The 14069-nt window shown below is 70.1% G+C and carries 12 protein-coding genes and 1 pseudogene; 11 read left to right on the forward strand and 2 right to left on the reverse strand.

Annotated features, from left to right (window positions below; all coding sequences use genetic code 11):
- The 8 genes and pseudogenes from JHN45_RS09070 to JHN45_RS09105 all read left to right on the forward strand — a co-directional run.
- Positions 1–244, forward strand: a pseudogene (locus JHN45_RS09070) (hypothetical protein); the annotation flags it as partial.
- A gap of 171 nt (positions 245–415) precedes the next feature.
- Positions 416–1258, forward strand: coding sequence for a nitrilase-related carbon-nitrogen hydrolase (locus JHN45_RS09075; protein ID WP_200716502.1), 843 nt, complete (start codon positions 416–418; stop codon positions 1256–1258).
- Positions 1255–2541 carry an aspartate aminotransferase family protein gene (locus JHN45_RS09080; protein ID WP_200716501.1) on the forward strand — a complete coding sequence of 429 codons (1287 nt, stop codon included), beginning with the start codon at positions 1255–1257 and terminating at the stop codon, positions 2539–2541. The genes JHN45_RS09075 and JHN45_RS09080 overlap by 4 nt, the downstream gene beginning before the upstream one ends.
- Positions 2542–2568: 27 nt before the next feature.
- Positions 2569–4131, forward strand: a complete 1563-nt coding sequence (locus tag JHN45_RS09085; RefSeq protein ID WP_200716500.1) for a PucR family transcriptional regulator — start codon at positions 2569–2571, stop codon at positions 4129–4131.
- A 155-nt stretch (positions 4132–4286) separates the two neighbouring features.
- A complete protein-coding gene (locus JHN45_RS09090; protein ID WP_019071248.1) occupies positions 4287–5129 on the forward strand; it encodes a nitrilase-related carbon-nitrogen hydrolase in 843 nt (280 codons plus the stop codon).
- Between the two features lie 118 nt (positions 5130–5247).
- Positions 5248–6651, forward strand: a complete 1404-nt coding sequence (hydA, locus tag JHN45_RS09095) for a dihydropyrimidinase (RefSeq protein ID WP_200716499.1) — start codon at positions 5248–5250, stop codon at positions 6649–6651.
- Between the two features lie 11 nt (positions 6652–6662).
- Positions 6663–7682, forward strand: a complete 1020-nt coding sequence (locus JHN45_RS09100; protein WP_201048630.1) for a TIGR03842 family LLM class F420-dependent oxidoreductase — start codon at positions 6663–6665, stop codon at positions 7680–7682.
- 127 nt (positions 7683–7809) lie between these two features.
- Positions 7810–9357 carry an NCS1 family nucleobase:cation symporter-1 gene (locus JHN45_RS09105; RefSeq protein ID WP_201048631.1) on the forward strand — a complete coding sequence of 516 codons (1548 nt, stop codon included), beginning with the start codon at positions 7810–7812 and terminating at the stop codon, positions 9355–9357.
- 47 nt (positions 9358–9404) lie between these two features.
- Here the strand turns inward: JHN45_RS09105 and JHN45_RS09110 are convergent, their stop codons facing one another.
- Entirely contained in the window at positions 9405–10076 is a 672-nt protein-coding gene (locus JHN45_RS09110; RefSeq protein ID WP_200711302.1) for a hypothetical protein, read from the reverse strand.
- A 177-nt stretch (positions 10077–10253) separates the two neighbouring features.
- The gene (locus JHN45_RS09115) at positions 10254–11249 is read right to left on the reverse strand and encodes a carboxymuconolactone decarboxylase family protein (RefSeq protein ID WP_201048632.1); all 996 of its coding nucleotides are present in this window, start codon (positions 11247–11249) and stop codon (positions 10254–10256) included.
- A 166-nt stretch (positions 11250–11415) separates the two neighbouring features.
- Between JHN45_RS09115 and JHN45_RS09120 the strand changes: the two genes are divergently transcribed.
- Genes JHN45_RS09120 through JHN45_RS09130 form a run of 3 tightly spaced genes read left to right on the forward strand, consistent with a single transcriptional unit; the run spans position 11416 to position 14059 of the window.
- Positions 11416–12531, forward strand: a complete 1116-nt coding sequence (locus JHN45_RS09120) for a sensor histidine kinase (protein WP_200711300.1) — start codon at positions 11416–11418, stop codon at positions 12529–12531.
- Positions 12528–13235 (forward strand): response regulator transcription factor, encoded by a 708-nt coding sequence (locus JHN45_RS09125; protein WP_200711299.1) that lies wholly within the window; start codon positions 12528–12530, stop codon positions 13233–13235. The genes JHN45_RS09120 and JHN45_RS09125 overlap by 4 nt, the downstream gene beginning before the upstream one ends.
- The gene (locus JHN45_RS09130) at positions 13232–14059 is read left to right on the forward strand and encodes a bifunctional 2-polyprenyl-6-hydroxyphenol methylase/3-demethylubiquinol 3-O-methyltransferase UbiG (RefSeq protein ID WP_201048633.1); all 828 of its coding nucleotides are present in this window, start codon (positions 13232–13234) and stop codon (positions 14057–14059) included. Before JHN45_RS09125 ends, JHN45_RS09130 begins: the two co-directional genes overlap by 4 nt.
- The last annotated feature ends 10 nt before the right edge of the window (positions 14060–14069 follow it).

The following is a 14069-nucleotide window of genomic DNA, read 5'->3' on the forward strand; positions in this document are numbered from 1 at the left end:
GGCCCGCCCGGCCGAGGAGATCGGTGAGGCGGTGCTCGCGCTCGTCGCCGAGGGCCGCCGCCGCGAGATCAACGCCATGCTCGACGCCTACGTCCGGGTCCGCACCCCCGAGGAGGCGGCCCGCAGCGTCGCGGCCGACCCCCAGCAACTCGTCCCCCTGCTGCTGGAGGCCGCCCAGGGCGTCTCGGACGAACGCCACTGGGACCTGGTCCACGCCCTCCGGGTCGCGGGCTTCACTGCCTGACCGGCTGGGGCCGGTCGCCACAGACTCGCCCACCGGAGTGTGAAACGCGATCGACTCCGCGGGTTAACGACGATGGTCTTGGCAAGGCTCCTCCGGAGGCTTACGTTCATGCCTCTACGGCCTTTGTCTACGGGCGTAGAGGCTCTGACGTCCCCGTCGAAGGAGCAGCTCATGGCCAACGTCGTACGCGCCGCTCTGGTCCAGGCCACCTGGACCGGCGACACCGAGTCCATGGTGGCGAAACACGAGGAACACGCCCGCGAGGCGGCCCGACAGGGGGCCAAGATCATCGGGTTCCAGGAAGTGTTCAACGCCCCCTACTTCTGTCAGGTCCAGGAACCGGAACACTACGACTGGGCCGAGCCGGTGCCCGACGGGCCGACCGTGCGTCGTATGCAACAGCTCGCGCGCGAGACCGGCATGGTGATCGTCGTCCCGGTCTTCGAGATCGAGCAAGACGGCTTCTACTACAACACCGCGGCCGTGATCGACGCCGACGGCACCTTCCTCGGCAAGTACCGCAAGCACCACATCCCCCAGGTCAAGGGCTTCTGGGAGAAGTACTACTTCAGGCCGGGCAACGCCGGCTGGCCCGTCTTCGACACCGCGGTCGGCAAGGTCGGCGTCTACATCTGCTACGACCGCCACTTCCCCGAGGGCTGGCGCCAACTCGGCCTCAACGGAGCCCAGTTGGTCTACAACCCGTCCGCCACCTCACGCGGCCTCTCCGCCTACCTCTGGCAGCTGGAGCAGCCCGCCGCGGCCGTCGCCAACGAGTACTTCATCGCCGCGATCAACCGGGTCGGCAAGGAGGAGTACGGGGACAACGACTTCTACGGGACGTCGTACTTCGTCAACCCGCGGGGCCAGTTCGTCGGCGACGTCGCCAGTGACAAGGACGAGGAACTCGTCGTCCGCGACCTCGACTTCGGCCTCATCGAAGAAGTGCGGCAACAGTGGGCGTTCTACCGCGACCGCCGCCCCGACGCCTACGAAGGGCTGGTGCAGCCGTGACCAAGGATCTGCTGGGACGCCACAAGGCGGTGCTCCCGGACTGGCTCGCCCTCTACTACGACAACCCGCTCGAGATCACGCACGGCGAGGGCCGGCACGTCTGGGACGCCGAGGGCAACAAGTACCTCGACTTCTTCGGCGGCATCCTCACCACCATGACCGCGCACGCGCTCCCCGAGGTCACCAAGGCGGTCAGCGAGCAGGCCGGGCGGATCCTCCACTCGTCCACGCTCTACCTCAACCGCCCGATGGTCGAACTCGCCGAGCGCGTCGCCCAGTTGTCCGGCATCCCCGACGCCCGTGTCTTCTTCACCACCTCGGGCACCGAGGCCAACGACACCGCGCTGATGCTCGCGACCTCGTACCGGCGCAGCAACCAGATCCTGGCCATGCGCAACAGCTACCACGGCCGCTCCTTCAGCGCGGTCGGCATCACCGGCAACCGCGGCTGGTCCCCGACCTCGCTGTCCCCGCTCCAGACGCTGTACGTCCACGGCGGTGTGCGGACGCGCGGACCCTACGCCCAGCTGTCCGACGCCGAGTTCATCGCCGCCTGCGTGGCCGACCTGAAGGATCTCCTCGGTCACGTCCGGCCGCCCGCGGCCCTCATCGCCGAACCCGTCCAGGGCGTAGGCGGGTTCACCTCCCCGCCCGACGGCCTGTACGCGGCCTTCCGCGAAGTCCTTGCCGAGCGCGGGGTGTTGTGGATCGCCGACGAGGTGCAGACCGGCTGGGGCCGCACCGGCGACCACTTCTGGGGCTGGCAGGCGCACGCGCAGAACGGTCCGCCGGACATCCTCACCTTCGCCAAGGGTATCGGCAACGGCAGCTCGATCGGCGGTGTCGTCGCCCGCGCCGACATCATGAACTGCCTCGACTCCAACAGTATTTCGACCTTCGGCGGCACCCAGATCACCATGGCGGCGGGCCTCGCCAACCTCAGCTACCTCCTGGAGCACGACCTCCAGGGCAACGCCCGCCGCGTCGGCGGCCTCCTCATCGAGCGCCTGCGGGCCGCCGCGGCCAAGCATCCGGGCGTACGGGAAGTGCGCGGGCGCGGACTGATGATCGGCGTCGAACTGGTGAAACCGGGCACCGACGAGGCCGATCCGCAGGCCGCCTCCGCGGTGCTCGAAGCGGCCCGCGAGGGCGGGCTGTTGATCGGCAAGGGCGGCGGCCACGACACCAGCGCCCTGCGCATCGCCCCGCCGCTGTCCCTCACCGTCGCGGAGGCCGAAGAGGGCGCCGCCATCCTCGAACGGGCTCTGGCGAGCACGCAGTAGCAGCAGTACGAGCAAGGGAAACGCGCTATGGCCACCACCCTCGACCCCCTGGAACCCGCTCTGTCGGTCCGTCAGGTCCTCGCCCTGGAACGGGTGCTGGCCGGGGAACCCGAGGTGGTGGCCGGCGCGAGCCAACTCGACCGCGCCGTGCGGTGGGTGCATGTCGCCGAGGCCGCCGACGTCGGCGTGATGCTCACCGGCGGCGAGATGGTCCTCACCACCGGAGTGCTCCTCGCCGGTGACGAGGGCGCCCAGGCCGAGTACATCCAGTCCCTGCACCGCGCGGAGGCCTCGGCCGTCGTCCTCGGTCTCGGCCGCGCCTTCCCCGCCCCGCCGGACGTGATGCGCCGCGCGGCCGAGCGGTGCGGGCTGCCCATGGTGGTGCTCCACCGCCCCTTCCCGTTCGCGGAGTTGACGGAAGAGGTCCAATCCCGGCTGGTACGGCGGAAGTTCGCCGCCGTCAGCCTCTCCGAGGCCGTACGGACCGCGCTCACCGGACTCATCACCGGCGGCGCCCCGCTGCAGAGCCTGCTCGACGAGGTCGCCGCGCACAGCGCCTGTCCCGTGGTCGTCACCAACCTCGCCCACCGCGTCCTGGCCACGGCGGGGGAGCGGTCGGCGGTGGACGACGTGCTGCGCGACTGGGAGCGCATCTCCCGGCAGGCCGGCGGCAGCGAGGGCGACGGCTGGATCCGCGCCGAACTGGGCGGACGCGGCGAACGCTGGGGCCAGATCATGCTCTGCGGCCACCGCGGCGACACCGCCACCGGCCGCCTTCTCGCCGACCGCGCCGCCGAGGCCCTCGTCCTGCACCGCATGCTCGGCGGCTCCGCCCACACCTGGGAGGAACAGTCAGCGCAGAGCCTGCTCACCGACCTGGCGAGCGGCGTCGTACCGGCCCGCCAACTCCTGCCCCGCGCCCGCGCGGCCGGACTCCCCGTCAACCGGCGCACCTTCGTACCGATGGTCGTCCGCGACGGCGACACGGCCCAACTGGACCGGGTGCTACGGCTGTTGGGCCTGCCCGGACTCGTCGCCGAACTCGCCGACGGCGTCACCGCCGTCCTTCTCAGCCTCCCCCGCGACCAGGACGCGGACGCCCTCGCCGCGCACTTCGCGAGCCGGCTGCGCACCGAGTCGGGGGCGTTGAAGGCGGTCGTGGCCGCCGCCGGCCAGCGCACCGTCTGGGACGACGTGCCCGCCGGACTGCGCGAGGCACAGCACGTGGCCGACGCCGTAGCGGATTCCAGCGACGCCCTCGAACTCCCCACCGTCGTACGCCTCAAGGACGTCCATCTGCGCGGCCTGATCCGGCTGTTGCGGGACGACCCCCAGGTGCAGTCCTTCGCCGAACGGGAGTTGGACGGGCTGCTGTGCGCCGCCGACGAGGACCTGCTCGCCGTACTGCGCACGTATCTGGCCACCGGCCGCAACAAGTCGCGCACCGCGCAGCTCCACCATGTGTCACGGCCCGCGCTGTACCGCCGGCTGGAGGCGATAGAGGGCCGGCTCGGCGTGGACCTCGACGACTTCGAGCAGGCCGCGTCGGTGCACATCGCGCTCCTCGCGCACGACGCGCAACAGGGGTGAAACATGGGACTACCTGCGAAAACGGCGGTGAAACATGCGGCCACGACAGGGTGACACCGTGGAACGCCGAGCCTCCGCAGACGTGACACCGTGCAACTCAAAGACGACTTCCGGACTTCCTAGGCTCCTCCCACACCTAGCGACCGGAGGTCCCGATGAGCACCGTGATTCGTGCCGCCCTGTTCCAGACAGCCTGGACGGGCGACAAGGAGTCCATGATCCAGGTCCACGAGCAGGCGGTGCGCGATGCCGCCGCGCAGGGTGCTCAAGTCCTGTGCTTCCAGGAGCTGTTCTACGGACCGTACTTCTGCCAGGTCCAGGACAAGGCGTTCTACGAGTACGCCGAGGCGATCCCGGACGGCCCGATCGTCAAGCGCTTCCAGGCGCTCGCCAAGGAACACGGCATCGTGCTGGTCCTGCCGATGTACGAGGAGGAGCAGCCCGGCGTCCTCTACAACACGGCCGCCGTGATCGACGCGGACGGCTCCTACCTCGGCAAGTACCGCAAGCACCACATTCCCCAAGTCCCCGGATTCTGGGAGAAGTTCTACTTCCGCCCGGGCAACAGCGGCTGGCCGATCTTCGACACCAAGGTCGGCAAGATCGGTGTCTACATCTGCTACGACCGCCACTTCCCGGAGGGCTGGCGTGCGCTGGGCCTGGCGGGCGCGGAGATCGTCTTCAACCCGTCGGCGACCTCGCGCGGACTGTCGGCCTACCTGTGGCAGCTGGAGCAGCCCGCTGCCGCCGCCGCCAACGAGTACTTCGTCGGCGCCATCAACCGTGTCGGTGTCGAGGAGTTGGGCGACAACGACTTCTACGGCACGACCTACTTCGTCGACCCGGAGGCCCAGTTCGTCGGCGAGGTGGCCAGCGACAAGGAGCCCGAACTGGTCGTCCGCGACCTGGACTTGGCCAAGCTGCGGGAAGTCCGCGACCGCTGGCAGTTCTACCGCGACCGCCGCCCGGACGCGTACGGCCCGTTGACCGCACCGTAAGAGACCGTAGGTTCCCCCGCGCTTCTTTGGAGGGCGCAGCCCTCCCAAAGGGGCGCGGGGAACTGCGCGACCAGCCCCCACCGACCCGCACCCGACCACAACCCAGCGGAGTCAATCGATGAGCACCCGTACCGTAATCCGCGGCGGCCTAGTCATCACCGCGTCCGACGAACTCCACGCCGACGTCCTCATCGAGGACGGCCGCATCGCAGCCCTGGCCACCTCCGGCACCCCGACGGCCGACGCCTGGACCGCCGAGCGGGTCATCGACGCCACCGGGAAGTACGTCATCCCGGGCGGGGTCGACGCCCACACCCACATGGAGATGCCGTTCGGCGGCACCAAGGCCGCCGACACCTTCGAGACCGGCACCCGGGCCGCCGCCTGGGGCGGTACGACGACCATCGTCGACTTCGCGATCCAGAGCGTCGGCGGAGCCCTCCGCGAGGGCCTCGACGCGTGGCACGCCAAGGCCGAGGGCAACTGCGCCATCGACTACGGCTTCCACATGATCGTCTCCGACGTCAACGAGGACACCCTCAAGGAGATGGACCTGCTGGTCGAGGAGGGCGTCACCTCCTTCAAGCAGTTCATGGCCTACCCGGGCGTCTTCTACAGCGACGACGGCCAGATCCTGCGCGCCATGCAACGCGCCGCCGACAACGGCGGGTTGATCATGATGCACGCCGAGAACGGCATCGCCATCGACGTGCTGGTCGAGCAGGCGCTGGCCCGCGGCGAGCGGGACCCCCGCTACCACGGCGAGGTCCGCAAGGCCCTCCTCGAAGCCGAGGCCACCCACCGCGCGATCAAGCTCGCGCAGGTCGCCGGCGCCCCGCTCTACGTCGTGCACGTCTCCGCGATGGAGGCCGTCGCCGAGCTGGCCAAGGCGCGCGACGAGGGCCTCCCCGTCTTCGGCGAGACCTGTCCGCAGTACCTGTTCCTCTCCACCGACAACCTCGCCGAGCCCGACTTCGAGGGCGCGAAGTACGTGTGCAGCACGCCCCTTCGGCCGAAGGAGCACCAGGCCAAGCTCTGGCAGGGCCTGCGCACCAACGACCTCCAGGTGGTCTCCACCGACCACTGCCCCTTCTGCTTCGTGGGCCAGAAGGAACTCGGCCGGGGCGACTTCTCGAAGATCCCCAACGGTATGCCGGGCGTCGAGAACCGCATGGACCTGCTCCACCAGGGCGTCGTCGACGGGCACATCAGCCGCCGCCGCTGGATCGAGATCGCCTGCGCCTCCCCGGCCCGGATGTTCGGCCTCTACCCGAAGAAGGGCACCATCGCCCCGGGCGCCGACGCCGATGTCGTCATCTACGACCCGCACGCCGAGCAGACCGTCTCCGCCGAGACCCACCACATGAACGTCGACTACTCGGCCTACGAGGGCAAGCGCCTCACCGGCCGCGTCGAGACCGTCCTCTCGCGCGGCGAACTCGTCATCACCGAGCGGGAGTACACCGGGCACGCGGGCCACGGCGTCTACACCCCGCGCTCCACCAGTCAGTACCTCAACTAGGAGTGGCGCACATGGACTTCGGACTCGTCCTGCAGACCGACCCGCCGGCCTCGCGGGTCATCAGCCTGATGAAGCGCGCCGAGCGCAACGGCTTCACCTACGGCTGGACCTTCGACTCCGCCGTGCTGTGGCAGGAGCCGTTCGTGATCTACAGTCAGATCCTGGCCAACACCACGAAGTTGACGGTCGGCCCGATGGTCACCAACCCGGGCACCCGCACCTGGGAGGTCACCGCCTCCACCTTCGCCACCCTGAACGACATGTTCGGCAACCGCACGGTCTGCGGCATCGGCCGCGGCGACTCCGCGATGCGCGTCGCGGGCCGCACCCCGAACACCCTGGCCCGGATCAGCGAGGCCATGAAGGTCATCAGGGCGCTCGGCTCCGGCCAGGAGGCGGACCTCGGCGGCACGGTCATCAAGTTCCCCTGGGCCAAGGAGGACGCCCAACTCCCGGTCTGGATGGCCGCGTACGGCCCCAAGGCCCTGAAGATGACCGGCGAGGAGGCCGACGGCTTCATCCTCCAGCTCTCGGACCTCTACCTCACCGAGTACATGGTCAAGGCGGTGAAGGACGCGGCCGTCGCCGCCGGGCGCGACCCGTCCGAGGTCAAGATCTGCGTCGCCGCCCCCGCCTACGTCACCGAGGACGACTCGCCCGAGGCGCTCGCCCACGCGCGCGACCAGTGCCGCTGGTTCGGCGGCATGGTCGGCAACCACGTCGCCGACCTCGTCTCCAAGTACGGCGAACACTCCGCCGCCGTACCCGAGGAACTCACGGACTACATCAAGGCCCGTGAGGGGTACGACTATTCGCACCACGGTCGCGCCGACAACCCCGACACCGCCTTCGTCCCCGACGAGATCGTCGACCGGTTCTGCATCATCGGCACGGCCGAGAAGCAGATCGAAAAGCTCAACGCCCTGCGGGAGTTGGGCGTCGACCAGTTCGCCGTCTACGACATGCACGACGCGCAGGAGGCCACGATCGACGCCTACGGCGCGAAGATCATCCCGGCCGTCAACGCCTGAGCCGCACCGCTGAAACCGCTCAACTCCCCGTCCCCCCACTCCAGTTCTCCCCCTCCCCACCGTCCTGGGGAGGGGGGCCGGAGCCCCGCACGGCCTTTCCGGACCCACCTCATTGATTGGCCTGCCCATGACCGACACCGCTCCCACGGCCATAGAGCCGACCGCTCAAGTCACCCTCGCCGACGGGCGGGTGGAGATCGCCCCCGGATCTCCGCAGCCCAGCGGGCCGTACGCCAACGACGATCTGCTGCCGGTTCCCGTCGAGAAGCGCACCTGGACCACGTACAACTTCTCCGCGTTGTGGGTCGGCATGGCCCACAACACGGCCTCCTGGACCCTGGCTTCCGGGCTCATCGCCGTCGGCATGGACTGGAAGCAGGCGGTGTTCACCATCGCCCTGGCCAACCTGATCGTGCTCGTGCCGATGCTGCTCACCGGGCACGCGGGACCGAAGTACGGCATCCCCTTCCCGGTCTTCGCGCGTGCCTCGTTCGGTGTGCGCGGCGCCAACCTCCCCGCTGTCGTTCGGGCGTTGGTGGCGTGCGGCTGGTTCGGCATCCAGACCTGGATCGGCGGTGAGGCGATCTTCTTCCTCGCCGGCAAGCTGATCGGGGACAGCTGGGCCAACGCCTCGCAGATCGGCGGGTACGCCTGGACGATGTGGCTGTCGTTCGCGCTGTTCTGGGTGCTCCAAGTGGCCATCATCTACCGGGGCATGGAGACGATCCGCCGCTTCGAGAACTGGGCGGCGCCCTTCGTGCTCGTCGGCGCGTTCGTGATGCTGTGGTGGATGAGCAGCAAGGCCGGCGGCCTCGGCCCGCTCTTCGACCAGCCGTCCAAGCTCGGTTGGGGCGGCAGCTTCTGGAAGCTGTTCTGGCCCTCGCTCATGGGCATGATCGGCTTCTGGTCCACGCTGTCGCTGAACATCCCCGACTTCACCCGCTACGGCAAGAGCCAGAAGGCCCAGACCTGGGGCCAGGCACTCGGTCTGCCGACCACCATGACCCTGTTCGCGTTCCTGTCGGTACTGGTCACCTCCGGTTCGCAGGCCGTCTACGGCAAGGCGATCTGGGACCCGGTCCAGCTCGCGGCGAAGACCGACAACGTCGTAGGTCTGCTGTACGCGCTGGTGACCGTCCTGGTGGCCACCCTGTCCGTGAACATCGCGGCCAACCTGGTCTCGCCCGCCTTCGACTTCTCCAACATCGCGCCCCGGAAGATCAGTTTCCGTACCGGCGCCCTGATCACCAGCGTCCTCGGCGTGCTGATCTTCCCGTGGAAGCTGTACTCCGACCCGCAGGGCTACATCTTCACCTGGCTCGGGCTGGTCGGCGGTCTGCTCGGTACGGTCGCCGGCATCCTCATCGCCGACTACTGGATCCTGCGCCGCGGCAAGCTCGACCTGACCGACCTGTACAAGGCGGGCGGCCGTTACTGGTACGACGGCGGCTGGAACTGGCGTGCCGTCGTCGCCTTCCTGGTGGGTGGTGTGCTCGCCGTCGGCGGCGCCGACTTCCACCCGCTGATCGACGGCCGTCCCATCCCGGCCCTGTCCTCCCTCGCCGACTACGGCTGGGCGGTGGGCCTCGGCACGTCGATGGTGCTCTACGTGGCGCTGACGCTGCTGACCGGGAAGAAGGAGGCGCCGCAGGGGCCGACGCTCGTCAAGGCGTAGGACTCGTCGTGCCGGAGGGTGCTGGGGCCGGGCCTGACGTACAGGCCCTAGCTGGCCTTGGCGCCCTCCAGCGCGGTCACCGCTTCCTTCGCGGCCTTGATCGCGCCCTTGTTGATGACGTCCGTGCTCGGCGCCTTCTTGTTCTCGAAGTCGCTGCCGTTGTAGGTGATGGTCACCAGCGCGTTGCCCGCGCGGACGACGACCGTGCCCTCACGCGTCTGCTGCTTGTCCTCCGTGGTGAGGTTCACGATGGAGTAGGCCGCGTCCCCGAGCCCGGGCACCACCCCGCCGCCGCTCTTCTCCGTAGTCGTCTCGGTGTACGACTTTTTCGCCGCTTCGTCCGATTCCGTGATCTCGTACGACACGTCGAGCCAGCGGTAGTCGTAGCCCTTGAGCGCGTTCCACGAGCAGGTGCGGCGCACCTTCGTGTCCGTCGACGGGATCTCCTTGCCGGCCGTCTTGGCGCCCGGAACCAGTGACTTGAGCGTCGCCACCGTCACACTTCCGCACGGGGCGGGGGACGTGGAGTACGCCTTGACCACGGGCGCCGTCGACGGGGCTGAGCTCCCGGACGAGGAGTCGGACTCGGGCGTCGCCTTGTGATCGGCGGTCGTCGTCGCGGCGAACGGACCGGACGTCAGGGCCCAGCCCATCGCGGCGAGCACGACGACCGGCGACAGACGCGCGGTGAGAGCGAGCGGCAGAGGTAGAGAACGCAAGTCGCACTTCTCGTGGGGGAAGGGTGCGGAGCGGGTCCGCACTGCGGACAGGAACGTCAGTGTCACATGACTCCCTGTGAGGCGGAAGTGTGAACTCGCTCCGTGCCTGTGCGGTGACAGTGCCTGACTGTGGACGCGTTGTGTGTCCTCTTATGTCCGTCCTCCTGTGTCCACGTGTCAGGTGCGAGCGGCCGGCACCCGCATCGTCGTCTCGATCCGTTCGACGGCGGCGAACGCCCCGTACGCGACGAGCCGCACGAGACTCGCGTCACTCCGCGACGGCTCCCGCCAGGCGGCCACGTCCTCCTCCGTTATCCGGTACGGCGCGAGCGCGGCCAGTACCGCCAGTCGCGCCGCCGGCCGCTCCCGCCGGTTCGGGAAGCCGCGCAGCACGACCGGCGGATGCGATCCGTCCCAGGCCCACAGCGTCTCCCGTACGAGGGTCAGGTCGTCCGTGTCGAGAAGGTCCGCGCCCGCGAGCGCCGCCGTGCGCAGGGCGTCGTAGGCCGGGCCCACCGGGGTTCCGGCCGCCCAGCCAGGGCCGGGGCCGGGCGTGTCGAGCAGGGGGAGTGCCGCTCCCGGTACGGCGCTGCGGCGCACGGTGCGGGCCACGCTGCGGCCGGCGAGGCTGCGTACGGCCCGGAACCGCTGGGCGTTGCCCGGCAGCAGCTGCTCGGTCAGCAGGGCCGACACGATGCGGTTGATGAAGTGGAAGGCGAGCGCGGTGCCGAGGTAGGCGGGTGCCTGCTCGGGCGGGAACGGGTACGGCGCCAGGTCCGCGCCCGGGACCCGGGTGCGGCGGCCCCAGTCGAGCACACGGGCGTGCTCCTCGTCCTCCGGTGTGCCGCCGCGCGCCAGGTGCTCGGCGAGGGCGTGGTCGCCGGTGGCGTGCAGCAGGACGGTGTGCGCGTCCGCGCAGAACGGGCACTTGTTGGCGAGCGAGACCCCGAGCGCGGCCAGCTCCTTGCCGGTGCGGCTGCCGTCGCCCGCGATCAGCGACTCCCGCATCAACGCCCAGGTGGGCGCCAGGAGTTCGGGCACGGAGGACAGGACCACGAAGGTCGGGGGCCGTTCGATCCCGAAGTCGACGGCGATCTGCTCGAAGACCTCGGCGGTGCGGCCGGTGGCGGACTTGGGCGACGGGGGCAGGGTGTGACGGAAGGGTGTGGGCATGGCAGTAGCGTGCGCTGTCCGGGTGCCCCGGGTCGTCGTACGGCCGAAGCGAGTTGACGCTGCGTCGGCCGGGTGGCGCGGGGCCGGGGAGTACTGCGTGGGGAGTAGTCCAGGAGTTGTCCACAGGGCTGACGCCCGCGTCGGCGCGGCGGTCTACTGTGCGGTCATGAGCGGGTACCCGGTCGATGTGACCCCACGCAGGCGCCTCGCCGACGCTTCCCTCGCGGTCGTGATCGGCGCCCTCGTCATGACCGTCGCCGCCTTCGACGCGGACACGACCGCCGTCGACTACGCGCTGATGGCGCTCGCCTCGGTGACCCTGGCGTTCTACCAGACGGCTCCGCGCGCGGTCCTCGCCGTGGCCACACTGGGGGAGGCGGCCTACGTCCTGCACGCCCACCCGGGGCCGGTCGCCGGTCTGCCCGTGCTCGCCGCCATGCACACGGCGGCCCGCGCGGGACACCGCGGCTGGGCGGCCGGGGCGGGCGGGCTGTTCCTGGCCGCGTACTTCGCCACGGGCCCGACGACCCAGCAGGTGGTCGAGCGGACCGCGCTCATCGCCGGCTGGTTCCTGTGCGCGGTGGTCACCGGCCTCGCCGATCGCAACTGGCAGGCGTATCTGCGCCAGACCGAACAGCGCGCCCTGGAGGCCGAACGCACCCGCGAGGAGGTCGCGTTGCGCCGCGCGGGCGAGGAACGCCTGCGCATAGCGCGGGAGTTGCACGACTCCCTCACCCACAGCATCTCGATCGTCAAGCTCCAGGCGGGCGTCGCCGTCCACCTCGCCCGCAAGCGCGGCGAGGAGGTGCCACCCGCCCTGCTCGCCATCCAGGAGGCGGGCGGCGAGGCGATGCGGGAGCTGCGCGCCACCCTGGAGATCCTGCGCACCACCGAGGAACCCACCGGCACCCCCGAGCTGCTCGTCGAGCGGGCCTGCGCGGCCGGCCTCGCCGTCGAACTCGCGGTGACGGGCGAGGAGCGCCCCCTCGCGGCGACGGTCGACCGCGCGGTGTACCGCATCGTCCAGGAGGCCCTGACCAACGCGGCCCGGCACGCGGGCCCGGCCAAGGTCAGCGTCCAACTCGACTACGGAGACGACGACTTGACGATCCGGGTGGAGGACGACGGAGCGGCCGACCCCGGCTGTCCGCCGAAGCCCGGAATCGGACTCACCGGCATGCGCGAGCGCGTCACGGCCCTGGGCGGCACCCTGCACACCGCCCCGCGCGCGGAGGGCGGCTTCGCGGTACGGGCCGAACTGCCACTGGGGGAGGCGGGATGATCCGGGTCGTGGTCGTCGACGACCAGGCGCTGATGCGCGCGGGCTTCCGCGCTCTCCTCGACGCCGAGGACGGCATCGAGGTGGTGGGCGAGGCGGCCGACGGCGAACAGGGCGTGGCCCTCGTCCGTGCGCAACTGCCCGACGTCGCGCTGATAGACGTACAGATGCCGGTCATGACGGGCATCGAGGCGACCCGCCGTATCGCCGCGGACCCCGCGCTCGCCGCGGTCCGGGTCGTCATCCTCACCAACTACGGTTTGGACGAGTACGTCTTCGAGGCGCTGAGGGCGGGCGCCAGCGGCTTCCTCCTGAAGGACACCGATCCGGCGGACCTGCTCCAGGCGATCGGGATCGTCGCAGGCGGCGAGGCCCTGCTCTCCCCGTCGATCACCCGCACCCTCATCGGCGAGTTCGTCTCCCGGCCCCCCGACCGCTGCACCGCCACCGGCCTGGAACACCTCACCCGCCGCGAACGCGAGGTCACCGCCCTGGCCGCGCGTGGCCTCACCAACGAGGAGATCGCCGCCCACATGGTCATCAGCCCGTTCACGGCGAAGACCCACATCAGCCGGGCCATGACCAAGCTCGGCGCCCGCGACAGGGCCCAACTCGTGGTGTTCGCCTACGAGTCGGGCCTCGTGACGGCCCGCGCTCCGGAATCCCGTTGCGAGGCGGTGACGCCGGATCGCAGTCTGGGGCGATGACCGAGACGACACGCGCACAAGGCCCTGCCGTCGCTATTCGCGAGGAGATCCTCGCCTACTACGCCGAGGGCAACGAGGACGGACGCCTCAGACAGGGCTCCGACCGGCTGGAGTTCTGGCGGACCCAGGACGTACTGCGGCGCCTGCTGTCGACGGCCCCCGCGAAGGTGCTGGACGTCGGCGGCGGCAGCGGCATCCACGCCGAGTGGCTCGCCAGGGACGGGTACGAGGTCGAACTCGTCGACCCCGTACCGCTGCACGTGGAACAGGCGGGCCGGCTGCCGGGGGTCACCGCCCGTGCCGGGGACGCCAGGGCGCTGCCCGCCGAAGACGCGTCGTACGACGTGGTGCTGCTGCTCGGACCGCTCTACCACCTGCCCGAACGGGCGGACCGCGTACGGGCGTTGGGCGAGGCGCGTCGTGTCCTGCGACCGGGTGGGCTGGTGGTCGCGGCGACCATCAACCGGTTCGCGGGACTGCACGACATGCTCAGGCAGGAGTTGTACTTCATCGACCCGCATCGCACGCGGATCGACCGCGAGATGGAAGAGGGACGCCACGACTCCGAGGACGGCGGCCACTTCACGACCGCCTATTTCGCCCAACCCCACGAGGCCCCCGAGGAGTTCGAGGAGGCCGCACTCACCGTCGACGCTCAGTACGGCCTCGAAGGCGTCGCCTGGCTGATGGGTGGCATCGAGGACTGGCTGGACGACCCGGACCGCCGCGAGGCCGTCCTGGTGGCCAGCCGCCACATCGAGTGCGAGCCCACCCTGCTCGGCACCAGCGGCCATCTGCTCACCGCGGGCAGACGGCCCCGCTGACCGTGCGCCT

This window comes from Streptomyces sp. MBT53 (assembly GCF_016654115.1).
GTDB lineage: Bacteria > Actinomycetota > Actinomycetes > Streptomycetales > Streptomycetaceae > Streptomyces.